We start from the raw sequence: 24,972 nt of genomic DNA on the forward strand, positions 1-24,972 counted from the left end.
TCCCAAGCTCTTTTTTAATTTTCTAATGCCATAACCGTCAGTCAATCGGCCGACATCACATTCGTATGATGTTCTTTTACCCCTGCAAACCCTCTTATAATAATATCTGAAAATAACTTCGACCTCTCTTTCAAATCGTCAACCGAGTAAAGGCCAGAGAAATATTGGATGACTAAGCCGTCGATCATAGCAACGAAAGCACTGACCCCTTCTCTGTAATGAAGTGCCCAATACTCTTTTTGAGGATCTAGTTCTATGAATTTGTCTCTTAAGTAGAGGAGCATTTCATCAAAAGCACGTTTAAATTCTTTAGGTTCTTTGTTTTGTGCTTGTTTACTCATCTCAGCTTGTATCTTATCGAAGTTATCCTTGTTGTAGTCCATAGAACCATAAATGAAGTTTTCAATGAATTCTGGGACGGTTTCACCTTCACAGCAATCGATAGCATTTTCATAATCAAGCATTAGTCTAGATAAGTTTTCATTCATAAGATCGACTCCTTTTAAAAATGTAAACTCCTAATTCCCCGATAATAAAAAATAAAACCGTTGAAATATATTGAAAATTACAAACGTTTACATGTAAGATTAACATGTAGCTCTTTATTATCGTTGAAAAATGTTCTACATAAAAAAGGAGTGATCTAGGATGGAAAAGGTAACGTATGAAATTGTAGAAAGAACGGCAATCGTCACGATCAATAACCCGCCTCTTAATGTATTAAGTAAAGAAGTGATCAACCACATTTATGACATCTTTCAAGAACTTGAAACGAATGACGAAGCTGTGTCGGTCATCTTAACGGGTGCTGGAGACAAAGCTTTTGTGGCAGGTGCTGATATTAAGGAGTTCCCTGAATGGATGGGACAAGCCAATTTCAAGGAAATCGTCATGGATACCCATCGAATGTTTAACTACATTGATGATTTTCCTAAACCGACGATCGCTCTCTTAAATGGACTAACATTCGGCGGAGGCTGTGAACTAGCCATGACTTGTGATATCCGTGTCGCTGAAGATCAGGCGCAGCTAGGTTTGCCAGAGATTAAACTAGGGTTGTTTCCAGGTGGAGGAGGTACTCAGAGGTTACCTCGCTTGGTGGGAGAAGCGAGAGCAAAAGAAATTATGTTTACTGGTGAACCGATCAGTGCGCACGAAGCAGAACAATACGGACTTGTGAATCACGTTGTGCCAACTGGACAAGGCATGACATACGCACAGAGTCTAGCGTCTAAAATATCTGATAAATCTCTTCAGTCTTTATCCAGAATAAAACAAGCGGTTAATAAAGGAACTGAACTGCAGTTGGAAAAAGGGATTGAACTTGAAGCAGATCTGTTCGACCAAATCTTTCAGACTGAAGATATTAAAGAAGGTGTAAATGCCTTTTTTGAAAAAAGAAAACCACAGTTTACACACAGGTGATAGGGAAGAGGGAATGAGATGAGCCACGAAATGAACGTAAAGGTTAGATTTTGTGAAACAGATGCCCTTGGGCACGTGAATAATACGAGCTATTTCATTTACATGGAGGAAGCAAGGGTTGAGTTTTTGAATCAGCATAGAGGAAGTTCGGGTACTGATGACTGGAAATTCATCTTAGTATCTACAAATTGTGATTTCCATGCTCAACTGTACTTCGGTGAAACGCTTACGGTTGAAACGGATATCAAGAAGATTGGAACGAAGAGTTTCGTCATGCGTCACCGTATGACGAATGCAGAGAACGGTAAGCTTGTTGCTGAAGGTGAATCCGTTATTGTTTACTTTAATTTTAAAGAACAAAAAAGTGAGCCGATTCCTGAAGCGCTTCGAAAAGCGCTCGAGGAAAGTTTTCAAGTAAGTTAAAGGGCTGCAAAATGAGCGTGGGTAAACCTCGCTCTTTCTTTTTTATGAGAAAAATGATTCGAAAAAGAGATTTATGGATATTGTGTAATGTATAGACCTAACGAAAGGACTGATTCTTTTGAAAAAACTATCAAAGCAACAGTATGATAAAGCCTGCTCATACATAGAGAACGAGGCGAGAGGAATCGATCGAGCATATTTTCATTTTTGGAATGGATCAGGAAGTAAAGAGGAAGTGTTAGAACAGCTAGAACAGTACCGAAATGAAGATGGCGGGTTTGGTCATAGTATAGAACCAGATTTTAGACTAAAAGAATCATCACCGATGGCTACCACTGTAGCTTTTCAATTTTTAATTAAGCTCGGATTATCTAAAGACCATCCGTTTATTCAAGAGGGAATACGTTACTTTCAATCTACATGTAAGGAGGAAGGATGGAACGCTGTGCCAGAGGCAGTCAACCATGTTCCTCATGCACCATGGTGGAGTGTTCAGGAGGGAGAGCAGAAATACTCGGCAAACCCTGATGCCGAAATCGTCGGTTACCTGATGGCGTATAGTGATGATAAGGAACCTAAATCTTCAATGCTTATGAAAGTGATGGATCATTTAAGTGATTTGAACGAATATGAAATCCACGAAGTTCAATGTTACTTGAGGCTAGCTGATTTAGCTCAAGGAGATATTCAAAATGTCATACTAGAAAAAGTGCAAAAGCAGCTTCCATATATCGTAGATCGTCCCGAGAAATGGGATTCGTATGGCGTTCAACCCGTTGTTCTCGTCGATTCAGAAGAGTCACCATTTGTAGATGAATTGAATCAGGAGGTTCATGTTAATCTTGACTACATAATAGAGAAACAGCAGGAAGATGGTAGCTTGGCACCTACTTGGGAGTGGGGGCAGTACCAGGATGATTGGGAAAAAGCGAAGAAAGAATGGAGTGGGCATCTTACAGTTCAGCAATTGATTACACTGAGCAAGTTTGATCGAATCGAACGTGAACAGTGATGAAGGAGGCTAATTAATGAAAGCTGTAGTGATCGAAGCCTATGGTGGACGAGAGCAATTGAAAGAAGTTGAACTTGATTCGCTAACGCCAAATGACGACCAGGTCGTTGTTGAAAGCTATGCAACTTCAGTAAACCCTATCGATTGGAAAGTAAGAGAGGGTTACTTGAAAGAGAAACTTCCTTTCAATTTTCCAATCACACTTGGCTGGGACATTGCGGGTATCGTAAAGGAAAAAGGTAGCAACGTAACAGACTTTGAAGTTGGAGACAGGGTTTTTGCAAGACCAGCAACGACAGCTCAAGGTACTTACGCTGAAGAAGTTGTCGTGGATTCTCATTTACTCACTCATATCCCAGATAATATCACATATGAAGAAGCCGCCTCGATCCCGTTAGTGGGTCTTACCGCATGGCAGTGCTTGATTGATTTTGCAGATGTTAGAAGAGACGATAAGGTTCTGATACATGGCGGTTCTGGTGGAGTTGGGAGCTTTGCGATCCAACTTGCTAAGGAGAATGGTGCTTATGTAGCAACAACGTGTAGTGGGAAAAACAAGGAGTACGTTGAAGCGTTAGGCGCAGATCGTGTTATCGATTATGTAGAAGAAGACTTTTCTAATGTTGTGGAAGAATACGATGTTGTAATCGATACGATCGGAGGAGAAGTATTGGATAAAAGCTTCCTCGTATTAAATGGTGGAGGAAGGCTTGTGTCGATCGTCGATATGCCAGATAAAGAAAAGGCGAAGGATAAAGGAGTTCGCTCAGGAACAGTATGGTTAGAACCCAATGGTGAACAGCTAAATCAGATCGGTGAACTTTTAAGAGAGGGGCGTATCAAAGCCACTATCGGGCATCGGTTTCCGTTTAGTGAAGAAGGAATTAGAGAGGCGCATAGAGTGAGCGAATCGCACCACGCTAGAGGCAAAATCGTCATTCTTTTTGATAAATAAAGGCAGCTTCGGCTGTCTTCTTTTTATGTGTTTATAAAATTTCACGCACCGTATTATAGATAAAATTTTAAAAACAATACTTTAAGAACTCAATACCAAAATAAAAAGCCAGGATATACAATCCTGGCAAAAAATTAAAAGATAATATGCGCCATAATCACGATCACTGGTAGTGAAATCAGTGTACGTTCTAAGAAAATGATAACAAGATCAAAGAAACGAACAGGTACTTTTGAACCAAGTAACAATCCACCTACTTCTGACATGTAGATCAACTGGGAAACAGATAGACAAGCGATGACGAAGCGAGTTAATTCACTTTCAATGCTTGAACCTATGATAGCTGGTAGAAACATATCTGCAAATCCGATCACCATCGTTTGAGCAGCTTCTGCGGCTTCAGGCACTTGCATCAGATTGAGTAACGGAACGAATGGTGCTCCCAAATAGCTGAATAGAGGGGTGTTTTCAGCAATAATCAATGCGATTGTTCCGATTGCCATAACGATTGGAATAACGGCCATCCACATATCTAAAACGTTTTGAACGCCGCCTTTTGCGATGGATGAAATCTTGTTTTTACTTGCAGTTTCAGTCGCTTTGACGATTCCGAATCGAAATGGTGTATAGCCGTCTGGAATTGCATCACTACGCTTATCGGATACATTTTCATGTGTTTCATCAGGTTTTCTAGATAACGGCGGTATCCTAGGCATGATGATTGCAGCAATGACACCAGCCAGTGCGATCGTTAGATAATAAGGTACGAAATATGCTTGAAGTTTCATTTCGGCTAACACTACGATACTGAACGTAATGGATACAACAGAGAAGGTAGTTCCGATTACCGCGGCTTCTCTTTTTGTATAATATCCTTCTTCATACTGTTTACTTGTGAGTAGAACACCGATCGTTCCATCACCCATCCAAGATGCGAGACAATCGATAGATGAACGACCAGGGAGTGTAAAGAGCGGTCTCATGAATCTAGTAAGAAGCGCACCGCATAATTCTAGCAACCCAAAATTTAATAAAAGTGGTAAGAAAAGGCCAGCAAATAAAAATACAGAGAATAGTATAGGTATAAGACTATTTAGCAGCAAACCACCCGTTGCATCTGACCAAATCCATTCTGGCCCAATCTTGTATAAGGTAAGAATAGCAAAGATCATCCCAAGTGTACGGGCGATGAGCCAGATTGGTGAAACTTGCAGTAAGTTTACGAGAAATGGGGAGTTTGTTACCCATTTTGGCTTAGCCACCACTGCAATAATGCTGAGTATCACTGTGATCGAAATGATAAGTGTCATTACCTGGGGAAGCGTTACTGGAACTGATTCAGCAAAAAATACTTGAAGCCAATCAGCTAGTTTCGCTATTGGTATCGTGATTCCTTCCTTTGCGGGTATGGGAATCATGAATAAGAATATCCCGATCAATGATGGTATAGCGAATTTCATGATACTGGAAGCTGTTACGTTTTCTTGATGATTACTACTTTGCATCGACGGTCACCTCTGTTATGTATAATAATTTTATGAATAACTGTATCTTTATAAAAACAATGTTATAAATATAACACAAAGCTGTTAAAGTAACAGCAATAAAATGAAGTTCAAGAATATAGACATTGTTCTGAAAACAGAAACTATTATTTATTATACCGATAAAAGACAGGTAATTAAAGGTTTTTGTGACAAAGTGTCCATCTAACTTGGAAGATAACGTCCTAGAGAAGAGGGCAATTATACATAAATAAAGGCAAGGAACTCATTTGTCGAGTCCTTGCCTACGTAAAAGCTATATATGTTTAGCATGTCTAGTTTGCCGATTATATTCAAGATGATTTTCAAATGTAGAACCGAAAAAACAGGAAGAACATTTTTGGTATCCTTTTTGCTCCGTCAATACCTCAAGTTCTGTGTCAAGATTAACCTCAGACCGATCTTTAAGTGGTGTTTCAGGTAAGTGGCATTCATCACCAGCATAGGCTGTCCTATGGACAATTCGGTTTTGGTGGTCAATCATGTATTTTCCCATATTGTTATATCAATTCCCATCTATAAGAAGATTACTTTTAGTGTAACACATGGGTGAGTGGATTGATATAGCATAAATTATTTATTATACCCTATTTTGTTAAAAAATATTACTATAAATGTGCTATTTTCTAAAAAAATTCATAAATGTGAAACCTTAAGGGGTGTTTTACGTAATAAAAGTAAAACAAATGAGGAGGAATATCATGAGTGGAATCGGATTGTTTTTTCTAATCGTAATGACTAGCATTATTTCCCTCGCATTTTACTCCGATCATAACCGTAAAAAAAGGAGAGTAAGTTCGAATGCAAAACCTTCTTTCGAGTCCCGCTCAGCTGCAAGTATGTTTGTTATCGCATCGATTGAAGAGCAAGTAGACATTTCCCCAGAAGAACGAAGCGAACTAGAACAACTTGACGTAGAAGGTATCCTTGCATTTGCTGTTGCTAGAGAGTGGTTATCTAGTGATGATGAATCATCGATTAAAGACCAACTTCACTCAACAAAAAATGAGCCTTCATTCGATTCAAGTTATGTTGAAACGGACCATACGTATGGTGGCTCAGGAGGGTACGATAGCGGAGGCGGATTCGATGGAGGTGGGGGAGGTGGATAACTTAATGAATGAGAATGTGATTATCCAGTCTGGATCGTTAGCAATAAGGAGTCTCGCGCCAGGTGATGAAGACCTCTTATCAAAGTGGCTGACCAATGATCAAGTTTTGAAATATTACGAAGGAAGAGATCGTCACTATACGTTAAATGGTATCAAGGATGACTATTTTGATCGAAATGATGTCGTCGGTTGTATCGTATCCTATGATAAAGCTCCAATTGGTTATATTCAGTTCTACCGCTCCTCTTCTATTGCATGGGTAACCCTTCCAGATGGGACATACGGTATGGACCAGTTTATCGGTGAGCCTTCATACTGGAATAAAGGCATAGGTACTGCCCTTGTTAAAATGGTTGTTGAGTTTCTTATTAAAGAAAAAAATACATCGTTAATCGTTATGGATCCGCAGTTGTGGAACGATCGAGCAATTTCTTGTTATGAAAAAGTTGGGTTTAAAAAGAAATGTATTCTAAAACAACACGAGTGGCATGAAGGCGCGATGAGAGATTGTCAGCTAATGATGTATGAACCTTATCTCCACCTGAATTCTATAAAAGATCAAGATAGATCATACATAAACAATATGTTCAAAAAGAGCTGGGGAAGTGACGTGATGGTGGTTTCCTCAGGTGTTTATCATAGCGATGATTTAGACGGCTTCTATATGAAGCATAAGGATAAGGTCGAAGGATTAATCACATACGTTTTCCGTGGTGAAACGTGTGAAATTATTTCTCTCGATAGCTTTAATGAGGGGACTGGCATAGGGAGTAAGCTATTACTTGAAGTCGAGCTAGCAGCTTATCGAAGAGGTATCCATAATGTAGAACTTCTAACAACGAATGACAATATGGACGCACTCCGTTTTTATCAAAAGAGAGGCTATCGTATTACGAGCGTATTCTGTGGTGCAGTTGATGAGGCACGTAAGGTGAAGAATGAAATACCAATAACAGGGTATTACAACATTCCGCTGCATGATGAACTGCTCTTAACGAAAAACTTAAAATAAAAAATAAGAGCCCGGTGAGGAATCACCGGGCTCTTATGAATTTACAATTTATGCTTTTGTTACGTTAGCAGCTTGAGGTCCGCGGTTACCTTCAACGATTTCGAAGCTAACTTCTTGGCCTTCGTCTAGAGTTTTGAAACCTTCGCCGTTGATTGCAGAGAAGTGTACGAATACGTCGTCTGCTCCTTCAACTTCGATGAAACCGAAACCTTTTTCAGCGTTGAACCATTTTACTTTACCGTTTTGCATAAAAAATTGCCTCCTAATGTACCACATCGTACATAATTTAAAATTCACCACTTCACTAAGTAATACGTTTACATTAAAAAACTGCAACTTCAGTAGCGAGGATTTAACTTTGTTACCCCCTCGAGAAGTTACAGCTAATTTAAATCCTAAATATATTAAAAGTAAAATGGTTTAATTACATAATAGCATTCGCGAATTCGGAATGCAAACCTTTATTGGAATTCTTTTGGGATTTTAACGGTGAGTCTTATTCGTCGTTTTTGAATCGGTATGATTGAGCCAAATAGTGCGATTATTGAAGCGCCGATTAAGATCCCGGATACGCCTTCTCCAGCAAACAGTAAGAGTGATAAAAAGACGATTAGATCAAATATTGAATCTAAGATAGATAATAATGAAATCGTCGTAGCCCGCACATGCGAAGGAATGATATCGTTACTGAGCTGAGAATAGATCGGATAACGAATCGCACCGATCCACCTTAAGAAAAGGATGACACCAAGAATCAACCAAAGCGTATCTTGAAACAGTGCTGCTACAAGAAGTCCACCTGCACTCAGAAAGCCTGAAGCATACATCAAGGTTATTCTTGAAACCCTTTTCGTGAGAAATGTAATACTTCTTGATGAAAAGAATGCGAGAAGTGCTCCAATTGCATAAACAGGCCCGATTAAAAATACGGGTAACCCCGCTTCGGTCATCAGGGGTTGATCAAACCTCTCGAACACAGCCACTGTGGGGATGAAAACGAGTGTAAGGTTCAGAAACATCAATAAAAGCTGCGGGGCTCGTTTGATCACACGTAATCCTTCTACAACTTTATTCATCGACGTATCCGATACAGTCATCTCAACGGCTGGTTCATGAATGAAGAATAGTAGAATGAATTCAATCAGATAGACGCCAAGGCTTAATAGTATTAACAGCTGGAATTGCTGCTGATTTAAATCGTTTGCAAGAAAAGCCCCTATCAATACCGCAAGAATCATCGAGATAAAACCTGCGGATTGAATTTTTCCCATCGCTTCATCCATCTTGCTCTGCTTTTTATCGACTTTTAACGATTCGTAGATTAATGCTTCATCCGCTCCAGAGAAAAAGGTAACAGAAAAGCCATTTAAAAAACTAAATAGCATAAATAACCACAGATCGTTTGAAAGCAATAGTACGATGATGCTCAGAAGTTTAATTAAGGAGCCGATCAAGAAAGACAGCTTCGGACCAAACCGGTCAGCAAAGACCCCGGCAGGTATTTCTCCGATCAATACGGCACCGCTCCAGCACATCAATACGACTAAAATCGTTGCTTCCGTTAAGCCATTACTTAAATAAAACAGTGTTAGAACAGGCTGCAAGAAGCTAATTGACCCAAAGAAATTCACCCAAAATAAAACAGAAATGTTCCTTTCAGAAATCGAGTACATTGTCCTCCAACTTTCTTAAAATGTTCCGACAAATCGAAAGCAGGAGGGGTTATGATTAGTTCGTTTCACCTCTCCTGCTTGTAAAAGTTGAATGTAGAATTTTTGACATATGATTTACTCCTCAATTGTTATGAGAAAATTATAGCAAATTTTTCAGATAAGATATATTGCACATTCAATTGTTTCGTTCTTGATAGAAAGAAGGAAAGTGTATTACTACGTTAACGAAAAGGAGAGATTGTGATGAAGCAAGCAGAAGAACGATTAGAATCCTATCGTACAGGCATCGAGCAGCTTACCGAATCATTACCCGAAGCTATAAAACAGTACAATAGGTTTACCGGAGAATGTTTTGAAGAAGGCGACATCCAAAAGAGTACGAAGCATTTAATGGCTTTAGCTATCAGCACGAAGGATGGGGATAAAGAGAGTATGACCTATCATATGGATCAATGTGTTGAACTTGGATGTAGTGACAAAGAAATCTATGAAACGATGTTGGTATCCGCTGCATACGGTGGTGGATCAGCCATGAGTCAAGGAGTTACGAAGGGTCTAGAGATCCTTAAAGAGATTAGACAAAGATAACAAAAACTGTGTTACCATGAATTGGATAATGGGAGGGATTAGATGGAAACGTCTCTTATTACCACAAGACATGGTATCAAGGAGTATTACTATAGGAGAGGAACTGGAAAGACGATCGTTTTGTTAACAGGAATGGGCGGATCACTTTATGAGTGGAACGAGCTAATGGATTCTGACTTTTCATTTCTAGCTTATAACCGAGCCGGATATGGAAGGTCAGAGCCTGTATTGAATCACACGTTAGCAACCCCTCACGAAGAGCTTTATTCTTTATTAGAAGCGCTCTCTATCGATGAAGCAGTTATGCTTGCAGGTTTTTCGTATGGTGGATTGATCGCTCAAGGATTTGCGATGCATTATCCAGAGAACGTAGCAGGGGTGTTATTGATCGATTCAACATCGATTAACATGCACCGCTTAGATGAAGTGAAGTCAAGTGATGAAACCCACACTGATGAGTATTGGATCAAGATGTGTTCGAGGTTGTCTGCATTAACTCCTACAGAGCTAGAGCTCGAACAACCACCTGAACTCCATCCAAAACAAAAAGAATGGAACAACAATATTCAACAGGCATTATATGATCACGAGCTCAACCCAAGTTTATATCAAACAGTTGGGAAAGAACTCTCACTTTGGAAGGAGTATGCTGCATCGCTACATAATCGATTGTTTCCACAAGTTCCACTCGTAATCATAGCGAGAGATAAAAAACATAGTATCCGGGAGCAAATCGATGCAGGAAACGTAAAAGATGAAGCGGAAGAGATGGAAACGGTTTGGAGTGAGTTGATTCAAGAGCAAAGGATCCTAGCTTCTAATAGTGCTTACCGTGTTGCGAAAGGATCAGGCCATCATGTTCCTCTGAATCGCCCTGACCTTATTCTACACTCTCTTAAGGAATTACTTAATCGTTGAGCGTTTTAATAGGGCTTGATTGAGGAAAACTTTATAATAGAGGTAACTAAGAAAAAGGGGTGTATGAAATGTCGATTGAAAACCCATCTCGAGAAGAGATTAAGAAAATCTTAAAGGACAATAAACGGATTGCCGTTGTAGGACTTTCGAATAACCCTTCTCGTACGTCGTATATGGTATCACAGGCGATGCAAGATGCCGGTTATGAAATCATACCCGTTAATCCGACGATCGACGAGACGCTTGGCAAGAAAGCAGTTGACTCATTAAAAGATATCGAAGGACATGTTGATATCGTAAACGTATTTAGACGGAGTGAGTTTCTACCTGACATTATGAAAGATGCTGTGGACATTGGTGCTGATGTGTTTTGGTCACAGCTTGGAGTCGCCAATGAGGAAGCCTATCGATTTGGGAAAGAGCACAACATGACGATCGTTATGGATCGCTGCATCAAAGTTGAGCATGCAATGACGAAATAAGTAAAGACGTCCAACAGTGGACGTCTTTATTTGTTTAGAAGATAAATGAGCGTGATATCTGCCGTAATTGCAATTTGGCCAGGTTGGATAGGGGTTGCAGATGAGTAAGCGATATTTCTAGGAGTAATCGTCTCTGGAAAGCCTGCTTCAATCACTTTGTGTGGTGATGTTGGAAGTGAAAGTCCAAGCGCTTCTGAGATGTTTTCTGCTTTTGCTTTTGCCTGGCGTATGGCGAGTCTTTGAGCTTTTTCGTAATACGGCTCTTTATTACGCACATCGAACGTAATGCTAGAGATGGTCGTGGCACCAGCCGACACTGCTGTATCGACCACTCTCCCGGTTAATGCAACGTCATCGATCACCACTTTTAATAAATGTGTGACCTTGTAACCGAGGAAAATCTTCTTATTATCCTCATACTTATATTCTTCTTCTATTTTGTAGACAGCCGTTCCGATGTTATGTGGCGGTATTCCCATTCCTCTTAACGAAGCAACGATATTAGTTGTTGTAGAGGCATTTTCTTGTTGTGCTTCGGTGATAGAAGCAGACAGCGTTTCGACCCCAAGAACAGCGATTCCACGGTCTGGTGTGACGTCGATCGTGCCCGTCCCCATCACCGTTATCGTATGATCGCATTGGCACTCTTCATGGCCTTTTCTTTCTTCCGTCATAGTAGCACCTCTTTCTGGTTATTACTCAGCAGGACAATTCCGATTACTTTTGTTAAACTTAAATTGTCAAACAAGGAGGAATGTACATGTCAAAACAAGAAACGCTACAAAAATATGCAGAGCTTGCGCTTAAACGAGGAGTTAACCTACAAGAAAATCAAATGTTAGTTGTGAATGCGCCAGTTGAAAGCGCTGACTTCGCAAGGATGGTAGCAAAGAACGCTTATAAAATCGGAGCGAAAACCGTACATATTAATTGGGCAGATGATACTCTTGATCGTTTATGGTATGAAAATGCAGCCCAGGATGTGCTAGAAAACGTCCCTGAATGGCGTGTGAAGATGTTCGATCATTTTGCTGAAGAGAGCGCTGCACTACTCTCGATTCGTTCTACAAACCCGGATCTACTTAAAGGAATCGACTCATCCCGCATCTCAGCTTCTAACAAAGCAGCTGGAGAAGCGATGAAGAACTTCCGTAAATATACGATGAACGACAAGATCACATGGTCAATCGTCGCTGTTCCCAATGAAGAATGGGCGAAAAAAGTGTTTCCTGAGTCAGACGGTGAGGAAGCGGTCGAAAAGCTATGGGAGCAAATCTTTAAAATCACTCGTGTAGATAAGGATAATCCGATCGAAGCGTGGAATGACCATAACGCGACTCTTGCAAAAGCAAGAGATGTATTAAACGATCGCCAGTTTAAAAAGCTCATTTACAAAGCACCGGGTACAGATCTTGAGATCGAATTGCCAAAAGGACACATCTGGAAAGGCGGTTCATCTCTTTCTGAGAAAGGGATCGAATTCAATGCGAATATGCCTACAGAAGAAGTATTCACACTTCCAGATAAATATGGGGTGAACGGTACGGTTTCGAGTACAAAACCTCTTAGTTACGGTGGTAACTTAATCAATAACTTCTCTCTCACGTTTAAGGATGGTGAAGTGGTTGATTATTCAGCAGAAGAAGGAATCGAGACGCTTAAGAGCTTGTTGAACATGGATGAAGGTGCGAGAAGACTAGGGGAGATTGCAATCGTTCCACACGAATCGCCTATTTCCCAATCAGGTCTCATTTTCTTTAACACCCTGTACGATGAGAATGCTTCTTGTCACCTCGCGCTTGGTAAAGCATACCCAAGCAGCATTAAAGGCGGAGCAGATATGGATGATGAAGCACTAGATCAGAATGGCGTGAACAATAGTATCACGCACGTTGATTTTATGATGGGATCTGGTGAACTTGATATCGATGGCGTTCTAGAAGATGGGACGACAGAAGCCATTTTCCGAAATGGAAACTGGGCGATCGATGTAAACTAATATTTAGAGCTCTGGCTAATAGCCAGAGCTCTTTTTGTTTTGCAGCACCTGTTATAATGAAAGGTAGTAAATACATAGATCAGGTGATGATATGCACGAATCAATAAAGGTTTCCGTTCGACCGCTCGTTGAATATGCATTTCGAAGTGGAAGCATAGACGCACGCTTTCGAACGGCGACTACGATGCATGAAGGGACAAAGCTACATCAATACGTTCAAAAACAGTATGGTGAACAGGATCAAAAAGAAGTTCCATTTGAGATGGAATTTGAATACGACGACCTCCTTTTTTATATTGAAGGCCGATGTGATGGTCTATTAAAGAGAAACGATTCGTACGTTGTCGATGAAATCAAATCAACTTCACTTCCACTTGAGGAAATAAACGAAAACTCTTATCCCGTTCATTGGGCTCAAGCCAAGTGCTATGCTTACATGGCTATGAAGAAGTATGACCAGGTCACTATTGACGTTCAGTTGACATACATCCAATCTGAAACGAAGGAAGTCCGAACGTTTATCAAACCATACTCACTTGAAGACCTTTCGCACTTTATAAGTGAAGTCATACAGCGCTATACGCCTTTCGCAAGATGGAAAGTTGACCATCATTATCGGTTAAAAGACAGTAGTCGTGCATTGGCGTTTCCGTTTGAAACCTATCGAGAAGGACAACGAAAGCTTGCTGGATCTGTTTATAAAACCGTCCAAGAAGGTGCGACACTCTTTGCTTCCGCTCCTACAGGAATCGGAAAAACGATGAGCACGCTTTTTCCGACGATAAAAGCAATCGGTGAAGGACATGGACAGAAGATCTTCTACTTAACCGCTAAGACAATCACACGGGAAACTGCAAAAGAAGCGTTTAAAATGATGGAAGATAAAGGTCTGAGTGCTACATCCGTTACCATTACCGCGAAGGACAAAGTTTGTTTTAAAGAGAAAACGATTTGTCAAAAGGATTATTGTGAATATGCAGATGGGTATTATGATCGTATTAATGAGGGGCTATTAGACCTCTTGAGGAACGAAACGAGAATTACGAGAGAGGTCCTTGAAGACTATGCACATAAGCATCGACTCTGTCCTTTTGAACTTTCGCTAGATGCTGCCTACGTTGCAGATGCCGTGATATGTGATTATAACTATATATTTGATCCGCGCGTATCGTTGAAACGGTTGATTGAAGAGCAAAAGAAACAAACCACGGTGCTGATCGATGAAGCGCATAACCTTGTTGATCGAGCAAGGGGGATGTTTTCTGCAGAATTGTATAAATCTGCATTCTTACAACTAAAACGATCCTATCGATCGACTAATCATGAAATTTCGAATGCCGCTTCCTCTATCAACAAATTATTTATCGATTATAAAAAATCCGCTCAGAGCGGTTATGTTGTTCAAACTGATGTTGATGAAGAATTACTCGTTCACCTCGATACGTTTGTTTCAGTGTGCGAGAAGGAGTTGTTACTTCAGGGGAATGATGAAGAACTGTTAGATGTGTATTTTACATGTCAAAATTTCATACGTATTGCGAAACTATATGACCATCATTTTTTCACTCTCGTTCAAGCGGGGAAATCTGAAGCTAGCATGAGATTATTCTGTTTTGACCCTTCAAATCAACTTTCTAGAATGCGAAACGGTTTCAGGTCGACCGTCTTCTTTTCAGCTACCTTCTCACCACTGTCCTACTATCAAAACATGCTTGGTTGGGAGGATGATGACTATCAAGTAACGATCCCTTCTCCCTTTCCGGAAGAGAATATGAGTGTTTATATCGCACCGTTGTCTACGAAATACCGAGATCGCGAGGAAACTTTGGAGCCACTCATCGATCTACTTGAAAATGTTGTGACAAAAAGAAAAGGCAACTACTTGTTTTTCTTTTCTTCCTACGGGTATATGGAACGTGTTTATGAAGCGTATACAGATAGAGAAATTGACACCGACACGATTCTTCAGCATCAAAACATGACTGAAGAAGAGCGGGAACAGTATTTAGAAACATTCACATCTGGACGTTCAAAAAGCCTCGCTGGTTTTGCTGTACTCGGGGGGATCTTTTCTGAAGGAATCGACCTTAAAGGAGATCGACTGACTGGCGTAGTCGTTGTAGGAGTTGGATTACCAAACTTTGATACTGAGCGCAAATTGATGAAAGAACGGTTTGACCTTGACGGGAAGAATGGATTTGAATACACGTACGTGTATCCTGGAATGAATCGAGTTCAGCAAGCAGGCGGACGATTGATTCGTTCTGAAACGGATAAAGGAATTCTAGTGCTGATCGACAGCCGTTACGTAGAAAAGCGATATCAACAGTTATTACCTTTTGAGTGGAGAAACTTTGATCTGCTTACTCCTGAAAAAAAGATACAGTGAACATCACCCGCTGCTATGCGGGTTTTGTTGTGTCTCTCCTTCTCCTTCATAATATCCTCCATTCTAAGTTTAACTCCTAACGGAACAGGTAATAGATTAAGATGAATGAAACTTGAAGGAGACCCATACACAATGAACTTATTCCTTGTCTTTGTCTTATTTATCATTGCAGCAATCGCGACATACTTTGTAGCGACTCGGCTCGCTATGTACGGCGATGCCCTTAGTGAGAAAACAAAAACCTCATCAGCGTTTATGGGGATCATCATAGGTGCTGCTATATCTTTGCCAGAACTGACTTCAAGTGTGACGGCTATTGCGATCGATAGCCCTGACCTTGCTATCGGAAATCTGTTAGGAAGCAATTTATTTAACCTTTTAGCGCTTGCGGTACTTGATATTGTGTACCGGAAAGAGCAGATCATGGGCAAAACGGATATTGGTAGTAAACTCTATATCTACTTAGTGATCGTGATGACATTGATTGTAGTAGCTGGTCTATCTCTTACGCTACCTGCATCAGTGTTCCATATTGGATATAGCTCTGTCATCCTTGTTTTCGTGTATCTTGTAGGAATCAAGTTGATCAACAAAAAAACGGAAGAAAAAGTGAAGCGAAAGAGCAGGAAAAATGAACAGTACAATGATTTTACGTACAAAAAGGTCCTGACGAGATTTATCCTTTCAGCAGTAGGGATCATGATCGTGGGAACAGTCCTGACGTTAACGGCTGATCGAATCGCAACCGAAACGGGTCTTGGGGCTTCGTTTGTCGGCTCGTTCTTAGTAGGTGCTAGCACGTCGCTTCCTGATGCTGTGAGTGTTGCGACCGCGCTGAAATTGAGAAACTATAACATGGGAGTAAGCTCATTACTAGGAAGCAACGCATTCAATATCATGCTGCTTTCTTTTACGGATGTGTTGTATCTCGAGACGAATATTTTTAGACACGCTAGTATGTCGAACATTATTACGACTGTCTCGTCAGTCGTTGTCATCCTTGTGATTTTATATAGCATTACGAGAAGGAATCACAGAACAACGTTTTACTACGTGCTCCCACCACTCACCATCGTCATCATCTACTTCATCGCTACGTTTACAGTCTACCAAATGAGATAAATGATAGAGGCGGAATGCCTCTGTCATTTTTTTTTCGATTCGAAAATTTGGGCATGGCAGGAATGAGAGCGTTTTACAAGAATGTAATAAATTTTCAAACACGTTTACGCGTGTGTAGACGGTGGAATCCCCCGTTTAGAATACATCTTGGAGGTTACACACATGTCAAAAGGAAATAGCATTCACGCTCTCATCATCCTATTATTTACACAGTTTATTTCAGGAGGAGTAACGAATACAAAAGGAATTGTTCTGAACCAGGTAGAAACCGACATAGGGCTCGATATGAGTCAATTTGGACTGGTGGTCTTTATCTTCCAGCTAGGTTTTACCTTTGCGAGTTTACTCTTTGGTTTTTTAACGGATAAAAAAGGACTTCGCATCATGGTGATCTTTGCAACAGCTCTAATGGGGCTTGGATTCCTTGGTACGGGGTTCGCACCAAACATCACGTTCTTTCTAGGATTCTATATGCTGATCGGCTTTGGACTTGGAGCTCTAGGTGTTGCATCGAATGCGATCGTTCCTGCTGCATACCCGAATAAACAATATCAGATGTTTAACCTGGCTATGGGGATTTACGGACTCGGGATGGTCTTATTCCCTCAAGTTTTAAATTTCTTATTCCAGTTTGGTTCATGGCGATACTTTTATGTAGGAATCGCCGCTCTTAACGTAATCGTGATCTTCTATGTCACATCCGTTGCGTTTCCAGAAGGGAAGCCTCAAAAAGTTAACTTAAAAGCATTTATCCCAATGATAAAAGACGCTCAGATGGTCTTTCTCATGTTCTTTCTTATCTTTGAAGTCTCCGCAGAGGTTTCGTTTACGAATTTCTTTCCAACCTATTTGAAGTCGTTAGATCTCGGTGGTCTCTCGCAAGAAGCGAAGTCTGATATGGTCGCAACGATTCTATCGCTCTTCTCAGTGTTCTTTATGATTGGAAGATTAGGGGTCGCGTATCTCGCGAACAAAATAAATGAAAGATTGATCATGATCACATTTTCACTCGGTTCAGTGCTGATCGTTGGCATTAGCTTTCTGTTCGCAAACCAAATGCCTTATCTATTTGCAGGGGCAGGTTTGTTTTTCTCAGCGCTATTTCCAACCGCAACAGCATTCGGAACGAGCATTTCGAAAAACCCAGGCTCTGCGCTTGGCCTAATCTATGTAGCAGCTGGAATCGGTGGAGGACTTGCAGGGTATTTGATCGGAATTGTGTCAGAGATATTCGGCAACAAAGGAGGATTTAGCTTAATCATCGTGTTCCTAGGACTTATGTTTGTTTCTTCTTTACTACTGAACACGAAAAAATCGAGCCAGACACAGAGTGGGTAAGCATGTAAGGATATCCGAAATCACACCTATCTACTGGTGTGATTTTTTTGCTTCTAATGACCGCATACTAGTTCTTGAGAAGGTTTTCTACCTATCAGTTGAACGATCGTGTAGATTGAGAGATATGGAACGTTCTTCGTATATTGGCTTCTAATTCGATAAAATAATAAAATAACGTTGACCTTGTGGTGTACCCCACAGTTTATGATATAGGTGGGAGTGAGAGAATGTACAAGATTAGTGATTTTTCCGAGATGACGGGATTAAGTAAAGAAACATTACGTTACTACGCAGAAGTAAAGTTACTCGAACCCGCTTACATTGATCCAGTTAACAAGTATGGGTACTACGATGACGGTAGCTACTTCTTAGCAATCCTCCTAGTGAAGTTAAGAAGGCTTGGTTTTTCAATACAAGAAATGATCGGTGTGATGGAGGACGAGTCTTTTGCTAACTTAGAACAATTATTACTTCAAAAAAGAAACAAGATTACTATGCAGATAGAAGATCTTTATCTTCAGCTTGAGGAGATTGATGAGTTTCTTGCATCTGGAAAGGAGAACGATGAATGATTCAATGGAAAGAAGAAATGATTATTGAGAAGAACATAGAGAACGTATGGAGATTGTTTTTAGATGAAAACATCAAACGGATCATGCCGAAAGTAGAGGAACATATTTTGATCGAAAAGAAGGAGGATGAGGCAGGGGCAAAGCATAAGCAAACGTATCGTGAAGGAAAGCGGCTTGAAACCTACATTGTCGAAACACTAGCATATGAAGACCTACCGGACAAAAAACACAAAGAACAAAGTTTCGTTTTGGGGAAAGCGTTTGAGATCACACTTTCGTTTACGTTACTTAAACTTGATGAGACTACCACTAAATTTATATATGAAGGTCAAAACAAAGGTGTTAACTTTGTTGGAAGGGCAATGTTGAAGTTAGGTAGTGAGAAAAGTAACAATAAAGTGGTACACGAGTTTATGGAAAGAGTTAAGACCGAAGCGTTAACAGGGTAATACAGCATCAAAAAGAGAGCTTATCAGCGGGATAAGCTCTCTTTGTCTTTATACTATGCGACTCTACTCTCAGAACGCTGAGAAGATTTATTCACTGCTTTGTAGATGCGTGGTGCCATAACAGCTGCGACGATTGACATGATGATATCTTTTGGTAGCGGAGCGAGCATCCACATCCAAGCCATACCATACGTGAACCCTTCAGGCGCCATCGCCCAGAATTTATAAGCAAAATACATATAGTTTGTTCCCAGAACGTAGTTAAGAATAAATGCTGTGAAACTAGCGATCATAAATGTTTGTAAAGTAGGCTTTGCTTTTGATTCAATGATCTTTCCTGCGATATAAGCGACTAAAATATACGATAAGATAAATCCAAATGTCGGTTTGAACAGAATACCAGGACCTCCGGTAAACTGAGCGAAGACCGGTGCACCTACGAAACCAACTAACGCGTAGACAGTCATTGAAATTGCGCCTAGTCGGCTACCTAGTAATAGCCCTGCTAATATAGCAAAGAATGTTTGTAGCGTAATCGGCACGCCACCTACGACTAAGAATTGTGCGATATTTGCTCCGACTGCCATCAAGGCAGCAAACATTCCAGCGAATACTAAATCAATCGTTCTCATTTTTTTCATAGTTAACCCTCTCTTTCGGTTTCTATAAAGAATCGTAAAAGATTTCCGTCATAGTGTCAACTTAATTTTTGTGTAAGTTAACAAATAAAAAAGAGGTTAACAGCACTTCGATGTCAGGAACATTTATTAAAATTGTATATGATTTATGTTAGCGTGAAACCCAATAGGCGTAGAAGGAATTGTAGGACGTTGCCTTGAAAACTACTACTTAAATCCACAATGTATGGTAAACTTATTACGAAAGTACGTTGAGAGGAGCCTCTGTATGAACTTACTGAGGGGAACCATTCTAGTCGTTTTATCCCTTTGCATCGTCCTTGCAATAGGAACTGCCTTTGCAAATGAGCAAAAGGATGAACTTGTTTTTGTTACTGGTGAAGTACAAAAGAAAATGGTGCGATATGAAGAACCCCAACTAACTGAAAAGACAAATGACAAGAGCGGGAACGATGAAGAGACGATCGATGCGGTCGAAAAACCTTATTTTTATCTTATTGTAAACAAAACTCCCTATTTAGCCGATGAATCAAAATGGAACAAGGTCGATGAAGGAGATCACGTCACGATCGGGTATGAACCTGGAAATGTACATAGATTAAAAACAATTGATGAAGAATAGACAATAAGGTACAATACGGTTCGATGTTTTTCTCTCCTGCCACTGTGCAGGATTTTTTATATACAGCAACCTTATTGAAACGGTAATCCGTCGATAATCGGTCGACAACTTATAAAAACAGCCTCTATCTGGCAATGCTGAACAAAATGAGAGAAAAAGAGATAGAAACACATGTTCTCATATGGTAGGCTATTCTATACAGAGTTTTGAAAGGGGAAAAACATGGCAACGAAACAAAAACAAGCAAACGAATATAGTGATGATTCGATTCAGGTGCTTGAAGGTCTTGAAGCGGTTAGGAAACGTCCTGGTATGTATATTGGGAGCACGGATTCAAGAGGTCTTCATCACCTTGTATATGAAATTGTAGATAACTCAGTAGATGAAGTCCTTGCTGGATATGGTGATGAAATCAAAGTAACGATCTATGAAGATAACAGTGTGAGCATTCAGGATAACGGCCGTGGGATGCCCGTTGGAATGCATAAGCTCGGTAAACCAACTCCTGAAATCATCTTAACGGTCCTTCATGCAGGTGGTAAGTTCGGTCAGGGCGGTTACAAAACGAGTGGTGGATTGCATGGTGTTGGTGCTTCTGTCGTAAATGCCTTATCTGAATGGCTCGAAGTGACGATCCACCGTGACGGCTTTACGTTCGTGCAGCGTTTTGAAAACGGCGGTAAACCGGTAACGACCCTTGAAAACAAAGGAAAAACACGTAAGACGGGTACATTGATTCATTTTAAGCCAGACACAACGATGTTTAGCACATTGAATTATAACTACGACACGTTGAGTGAGAGACTTCGCGAAGCCGCTTTTCTTCTTAAAGGATTGAAGATTACGCTAGAAGACCAACGTCATGATCGTAGCGAGCAATTTTACTTTGAAACAGGGATCGAAGCGTTCATCGATTATTTAAACGAAGACAAAGAAACGCTACATCCCGTCGTAACGTTCGAAGGTGAGAACAACGGAATCGAGCTCGACTTCTCGTTTCAATATAACGACGGTTTTTCTGAAAACGTTCTTTCGTTCGTTAACAACGTTCGAACAAAAGATGGCGGTACGCATGAATCAGGTATGAAGACTGCAATCACGCGTGTGATCAATGATTATGCTAGAAAAGTGAACTTATTAAAAGAAAAAGACAAAAACCTCGAAGGGAACGATATTCGAGAAGGGTTTACTGCGATCGTATCGGTCCGTATTCCAGAGCACTTACTTCAATTCGAAGGACAAACTAAAAGCAAACTCGGTACAAGTGAAGCGCGTTCCGCAGTTGATGCTGTTGTTTCTGGACAATTTTCTTATTTCTTAGAAGAAAATCCATCGACGAGTGAGATGCTTATTAAGAAATCGATAAAAGCGGCTCAAGCAAGAGAAGCAGCTAGAAAAGCACGTGAAGATGCGCGATCTGGGAAAAAAGGAAAACGTAAAGAAACGATCTTGAGCGGGAAGCTAACCCCAGCGACCTCTCGTAACCCTAAGAAGAATGAACTGTATCTTGTTGAGGGTGACTCAGCCGGAGGTTCGGCTAAACAAGGGCGAGACCGTCGTTTTCAGGCTGTTCTACCGTTACGAGGAAAAGTCATCAATACGGAGAAAGCCAAGCTTCAAGACATTTTTAAAAATGAAGAGATCAATACGATCATTCATGCCATTGGTGCAGGGGTTGGTCCTGACTTTGACATCGAAGATACGAACTATGACAAAGTCGTAATCATGACAGACGCTGACACGGACGGTGCTCACATTCAAGTTCTTCTATTAACGTTTTTCTACCGCTATATGAAGCAGCTTGTCGAACATGGCAAAGTCTTTATTGCTCTTCCTCCACTTTATAAAGTAAGTAAAGGAAAAGGGAAGAAAGAAGTCGTAGAATATGCCTGGGACGAAGAAGGCATGAAAGAAGCGATGAAAAAAGTAGGGAAAGGCTATACGATCCAACGTTACAAAGGTCTAGGTGAAATGAACGCCGATCAATTATGGGAAACAACGATGAACCCAGAAAGCCGCACGTTGATCCGTGTGAAGATCGAAGACATTGCAAGAGCTGAACGACGCGTTTCGGTTCTCATGGGGGACAAAGTTGAACCCCGAAGACAATGGATCGAATCAAATGTGGCCTTTGGATTAAATGAAGATACCAACATCATCGAAAACGAGAATATTTCCATCATTGAGGAGGCGTAACATTGGCTAACGCAGAGAAATTCTTAGATTTACCACTAGAAGACGTCCTTGGTGATGCATTTGGTAAGTATAGTAAATACATTATTCAAGATCGAGCACTTCCTGATGCTAGAGACGGACTTAAACCCGTTCAGCGACGTATTCTTTACGCGATGCATCATGAAGGAAACATCGCAGATAAACCGTTCCGTAAATCTGCTAAAACAGTCGGTAACGTCATAGGTAACTATCACCCGCACGGCGATACCTCCGTCTATGACGCGATGGTACGTATGAGTCAAGATTGGAAAGTGCGAAACGTATTAGTTGAAATGCATGGAAACAACGGTAGTGTGGATGGAGATCCACCTGCCGCGATGCGTTATACGGAAGCACGTCTTGCAGCGATTTCTTCAGAACTGTTACGAGATATCGAAAAAGATACAGTTGAATTTGCACCAAACTTTGATGATACGCAGGAGGAACCGATTGTTCTTCCTGCTCGTTTTCCGAATCTACTCGTAAATGGCTCAACGGGAATCTCTTCTGGTTATGCGACGGATATTCCACCTCATAATCTTGGAGAAGTCGTTGATGCTGCTGTTATGCAGATGGAAAACCCAGATGTCACTGTAGAAGAGTTGATGACGGTCATCAAAGGTCCAGATTTCCCTACTGGCGGAATAGCGCAAGGAACGGAAGGAATTAAGAAAGCTTTTGAAACTGGTAAAGGGAAATTCATCCTTAGAGGAAAAGCCGAAATAGAAGATTTACGAGGTGGCCGCCAGCAAATCGTCGTAACAGAGATTCCATACGAAGTAAACAAAGCGAATCTTGTAAAGAAAATCGACGAACTACGGGTCGACCGTAAAGTTGAAGGCATTTCTGAAGTACGTGACGAAACGGATCGGACGGGACTTCGCTTCGTTATTGAACTGAAGAAAGAGGCAGATGCGTCCGGCATCCTTAAATTCTTGTATAAAGCGACTGACCTACAGATCACGTATAACTACAATATGGTCGCCATTTATAATAAAACACCAAAGCAAATGGGATTGAAACGAATCCTGAAAGCATACATCGAACACCAAAAAGAAGTTGTAACCCGCCGTTCTGAACACGACCTTCGAAAAGCAAAGGCTCGTCAACACGTTGTGGAAGGGTTAATACGCGCCGTTTCGATTTTAGATGAAGTGATCGCTACGATCCGCTCTTCAAAAGATAAGCGTGACGCTAAAAACAACTTGATTAGTGAATATGATTTTACAGAGGCTCAAGCGGAAGCCATCGTAACGTTGCAGCTTTATCGTTTAACGAATACAGATATCACGACGCTTGAAAAAGAGTCCAATGATCTGGATAAGTTGATTAAAAAACTCGAGTCGATTCTCGGGAGTGAGAAGAAACTCGTTTCGGTTATTAAGAAAGAACTTCTTGAAATCCGTAAGAAATATGCAGATGCGCGTATGACTCGAATCGAAGAAGAAATCGAAGAAATCAAAGTGAACCTTGAAGTGATGGTCCCTTCAGAGGATGTGATCGTTACTGTCACCGAAGATGGTTACGTTAAGCGTACGAGTCCAAGGTCTTATGCTGCTTCGAACGGAAAAGACTTCGGAATGAAGGAAACAGACTTCTTACTGCGCCAATTTGATAGCAATACAACCAATACCATTCTGCTCTTTACGAATAAGGGAAGCTACATCTATTTACCTGTTCACGCACTACCAGATATCAGGTGGAAAGATCTAGGTCAGCATGTTGCGAATCTATGTCCGATCGATTCTGACGAGCGGATCATTGAAGCGATGGAGATCAATGAATTTGAAGATGAACGGTTCCTCGTATTCGTAACGAAGCAGGGGATGATTAAGAAAACGGAACTATCTCAATACAAAGCTCAGCGGTATTCTAAACCGTTGATGGCACTCAAGCTTAAAAAAGATGATGAACTAGTAGATGTGTATGTGACGAATGGTAAGAACGAAGTGTTTATTGCAACTCATTTTGGTTATGGATTACGATTTAAAGAAGAAGAAGTAAATGTCGTTGGTCAGCGTGCAAGTGGTGTGAAAGGAATTAACTTAAAAGATGATGACTTTGTCGTGAGCGGAATCTTGTTTGATGCAACAACGAAGTTTGACTTATTCCTCTTGACTCATCGGGGAGCGGTTAAAAAAATGCCGTTAAGTGAATTCGATCTAGCCTCCCGTGCTAAACGAGGCGTCGTCATGCTAAGAGAGTTGAAATCGAACCCGCATCGAGTGATAGGCGTTAAAACCGTGACAAAAGGTGATACTGTTATTGTTCGGACTGAAAAAGGAGAACCAGTACAAATTGACCCTTCAAGCTACCGACCGAATGACAGGTATAGCAACGGATCGTTTATCGTTGATGTTGCTGACACCGGCAATGCATGTGAATTAAAGAAAGAGTCAAATACTGATTAAAACGAATGTGAACCTGTTCAGTTAGTGAACAGGTTCTTTTTATGGAAAAAAGTATGCTATACTAAAGGGTGCGA

Annotated in this window: 24 protein-coding genes; 18 read left to right on the forward strand and 6 right to left on the reverse strand. The window is 40.7% G+C overall.

Going from position 1 to position 24,972, the window contains the following annotated elements; genetic code table 11:
* Positions 1-41: 41 nt before the first annotated feature.
* On the reverse strand, positions 42-488 hold the full coding sequence (locus ACXAEY_RS09685; protein ID WP_270182251.1) for a hypothetical protein: 447 nt from the start codon (positions 486-488) through the stop codon (positions 42-44).
* A gap of 160 nt (positions 489-648) precedes the next feature.
* Here ACXAEY_RS09685 and ACXAEY_RS09690 point away from each other — a divergent pair, with 160 nt between their 5' ends.
* The 4 genes from ACXAEY_RS09690 to ACXAEY_RS09705 all read left to right on the forward strand — a co-directional run bounded on the left by ACXAEY_RS09690 (position 649) and on the right by ACXAEY_RS09705 (position 3,815).
* Positions 649-1,425, forward strand: coding sequence for an enoyl-CoA hydratase (locus tag ACXAEY_RS09690; RefSeq protein WP_474811640.1), 777 nt, complete (start codon positions 649-651; stop codon positions 1,423-1,425).
* Positions 1,426-1,443: 18 nt separating this feature from the next.
* Complete coding sequence (locus ACXAEY_RS09695; RefSeq protein WP_270182249.1) at positions 1,444-1,848, forward strand: acyl-CoA thioesterase; 405 nt, start codon at positions 1,444-1,446, stop codon at positions 1,846-1,848.
* A gap of 118 nt (positions 1,849-1,966) precedes the next feature.
* A complete protein-coding gene (locus ACXAEY_RS09700) occupies positions 1,967-2,860 on the forward strand; it encodes a hypothetical protein (RefSeq protein WP_474811642.1) in 894 nt (297 codons plus the stop codon).
* Between the two features lie 16 nt (positions 2,861-2,876).
* The gene (locus ACXAEY_RS09705) at positions 2,877-3,815 is read left to right on the forward strand and encodes an NADP-dependent oxidoreductase (RefSeq protein ID WP_474811644.1); all 939 of its coding nucleotides are present in this window, start codon (positions 2,877-2,879) and stop codon (positions 3,813-3,815) included.
* Positions 3,816-3,949: 134 nt separating this feature from the next.
* Here ACXAEY_RS09705 and ACXAEY_RS09710 read toward each other — a convergent pair whose 3' ends face one another.
* Positions 3,950-5,320, reverse strand: coding sequence for a YjiH family protein (locus tag ACXAEY_RS09710; RefSeq protein WP_474811646.1), 1,371 nt, complete (start codon positions 5,318-5,320; stop codon positions 3,950-3,952).
* Between the two features lie 740 nt (positions 5,321-6,060).
* Between ACXAEY_RS09710 and ACXAEY_RS09715 the strand changes: the two genes are divergently transcribed.
* Together ACXAEY_RS09715 and ACXAEY_RS09720 are read left to right on the forward strand one after the other, a co-directional pair.
* A complete protein-coding gene (locus tag ACXAEY_RS09715; protein WP_474811648.1) occupies positions 6,061-6,471 on the forward strand; it encodes a hypothetical protein in 411 nt (136 codons plus the stop codon).
* Positions 6,464-7,483 (forward strand): GNAT family N-acetyltransferase, encoded by a 1,020-nt coding sequence (locus ACXAEY_RS09720; protein WP_474811650.1) that lies wholly within the window; start codon positions 6,464-6,466, stop codon positions 7,481-7,483. Before ACXAEY_RS09715 ends, ACXAEY_RS09720 begins: the two co-directional genes overlap by 8 nt.
* Positions 7,484-7,531: 48 nt before the next feature.
* Here ACXAEY_RS09720 and cspD read toward each other — a convergent pair whose 3' ends face one another.
* Entirely contained in the window at positions 7,532-7,732 is a 201-nt protein-coding gene (gene cspD / locus ACXAEY_RS09725; protein WP_270182243.1) for a cold-shock protein CspD, read from the reverse strand.
* A gap of 212 nt (positions 7,733-7,944) precedes the next feature.
* Positions 7,945-9,156, reverse strand: a complete 1,212-nt coding sequence (locus tag ACXAEY_RS09730; RefSeq protein WP_474811652.1) for an MFS transporter — start codon at positions 9,154-9,156, stop codon at positions 7,945-7,947.
* A gap of 243 nt (positions 9,157-9,399) precedes the next feature.
* Between ACXAEY_RS09730 and ACXAEY_RS09735 the strand changes: the two genes are divergently transcribed.
* The 3 genes from ACXAEY_RS09735 (at position 9,400) to ACXAEY_RS09745 (ending at position 11,144) form a co-directional block, all read left to right on the forward strand.
* Positions 9,400-9,744 carry a carboxymuconolactone decarboxylase family protein gene (locus tag ACXAEY_RS09735; RefSeq protein ID WP_474811654.1) on the forward strand — a complete coding sequence of 115 codons (345 nt, stop codon included), beginning with the start codon at positions 9,400-9,402 and terminating at the stop codon, positions 9,742-9,744.
* 42 nt (positions 9,745-9,786) lie between these two features.
* Positions 9,787-10,662 carry an alpha/beta fold hydrolase gene (locus ACXAEY_RS09740; protein ID WP_474811656.1) on the forward strand — a complete coding sequence of 292 codons (876 nt, stop codon included), beginning with the start codon at positions 9,787-9,789 and terminating at the stop codon, positions 10,660-10,662.
* 68 nt (positions 10,663-10,730) lie between these two features.
* Positions 10,731-11,144 (forward strand): CoA-binding protein, encoded by a 414-nt coding sequence (locus tag ACXAEY_RS09745; protein WP_474811658.1) that lies wholly within the window; start codon positions 10,731-10,733, stop codon positions 11,142-11,144.
* Between the two features lie 26 nt (positions 11,145-11,170).
* Here ACXAEY_RS09745 and ACXAEY_RS09750 read toward each other — a convergent pair whose 3' ends face one another.
* Positions 11,171-11,818 carry an SIMPL domain-containing protein gene (locus ACXAEY_RS09750; RefSeq protein WP_474811660.1) on the reverse strand — a complete coding sequence of 216 codons (648 nt, stop codon included), beginning with the start codon at positions 11,816-11,818 and terminating at the stop codon, positions 11,171-11,173.
* A gap of 86 nt (positions 11,819-11,904) precedes the next feature.
* Here ACXAEY_RS09750 and ACXAEY_RS09755 point away from each other — a divergent pair, with 86 nt between their 5' ends.
* The 6 genes from ACXAEY_RS09755 to ACXAEY_RS09780 all read left to right on the forward strand — a co-directional run bounded on the left by ACXAEY_RS09755 (position 11,905) and on the right by ACXAEY_RS09780 (position 19,013).
* A complete protein-coding gene (locus ACXAEY_RS09755; protein WP_474811662.1) occupies positions 11,905-13,143 on the forward strand; it encodes an aminopeptidase in 1,239 nt (412 codons plus the stop codon).
* Between the two features lie 91 nt (positions 13,144-13,234).
* The gene (locus ACXAEY_RS09760; RefSeq protein WP_474811664.1) at positions 13,235-15,532 is read left to right on the forward strand and encodes an ATP-dependent DNA helicase; all 2,298 of its coding nucleotides are present in this window, start codon (positions 13,235-13,237) and stop codon (positions 15,530-15,532) included.
* Positions 15,533-15,664: 132 nt separating this feature from the next.
* Positions 15,665-16,654: a sodium:calcium antiporter gene (locus tag ACXAEY_RS09765; protein WP_270182235.1), complete on the forward strand. Its 990-nt coding sequence runs from the start codon at positions 15,665-15,667 to the stop codon at positions 16,652-16,654.
* Between the two features lie 162 nt (positions 16,655-16,816).
* Complete coding sequence (locus ACXAEY_RS09770) at positions 16,817-17,992, forward strand: MFS transporter (protein WP_474811666.1); 1,176 nt, start codon at positions 16,817-16,819, stop codon at positions 17,990-17,992.
* Between the two features lie 227 nt (positions 17,993-18,219).
* Positions 18,220-18,564 (forward strand): MerR family transcriptional regulator, encoded by a 345-nt coding sequence (locus ACXAEY_RS09775; RefSeq protein ID WP_474811668.1) that lies wholly within the window; start codon positions 18,220-18,222, stop codon positions 18,562-18,564.
* Positions 18,561-19,013: an SRPBCC family protein gene (locus tag ACXAEY_RS09780; RefSeq protein ID WP_474811670.1), complete on the forward strand. Its 453-nt coding sequence runs from the start codon at positions 18,561-18,563 to the stop codon at positions 19,011-19,013. Before ACXAEY_RS09775 ends, ACXAEY_RS09780 begins: the two co-directional genes overlap by 4 nt.
* Before the next feature lie 53 nt (positions 19,014-19,066).
* On the opposite strand, the gene ACXAEY_RS09785 is transcribed toward ACXAEY_RS09780, so the two are convergent.
* On the reverse strand, positions 19,067-19,645 hold the full coding sequence (locus tag ACXAEY_RS09785) for a biotin transporter BioY (protein ID WP_474814793.1): 579 nt from the start codon (positions 19,643-19,645) through the stop codon (positions 19,067-19,069).
* Positions 19,646-19,919: 274 nt separating this feature from the next.
* Here ACXAEY_RS09785 and ACXAEY_RS09790 point away from each other — a divergent pair, with 274 nt between their 5' ends.
* The 3 genes from ACXAEY_RS09790 (at position 19,920) to parC (ending at position 24,898) form a co-directional block, all read left to right on the forward strand.
* Entirely contained in the window at positions 19,920-20,273 is a 354-nt protein-coding gene (locus ACXAEY_RS09790) for a hypothetical protein (RefSeq protein ID WP_270182231.1), read from the forward strand.
* A gap of 222 nt (positions 20,274-20,495) precedes the next feature.
* Positions 20,496-22,469: a DNA topoisomerase IV subunit B gene (gene parE / locus ACXAEY_RS09795; protein WP_474811672.1), complete on the forward strand. Its 1,974-nt coding sequence runs from the start codon at positions 20,496-20,498 to the stop codon at positions 22,467-22,469.
* A gap of 2 nt (positions 22,470-22,471) precedes the next feature.
* The gene (gene parC, locus ACXAEY_RS09800) at positions 22,472-24,898 is read left to right on the forward strand and encodes a DNA topoisomerase IV subunit A (RefSeq protein ID WP_474811674.1); all 2,427 of its coding nucleotides are present in this window, start codon (positions 22,472-22,474) and stop codon (positions 24,896-24,898) included.
* The last annotated feature ends 74 nt before the right edge of the window (positions 24,899-24,972 follow it).

Source organism: Anaerobacillus sp. ABA4_114 (assembly GCF_056159065.1).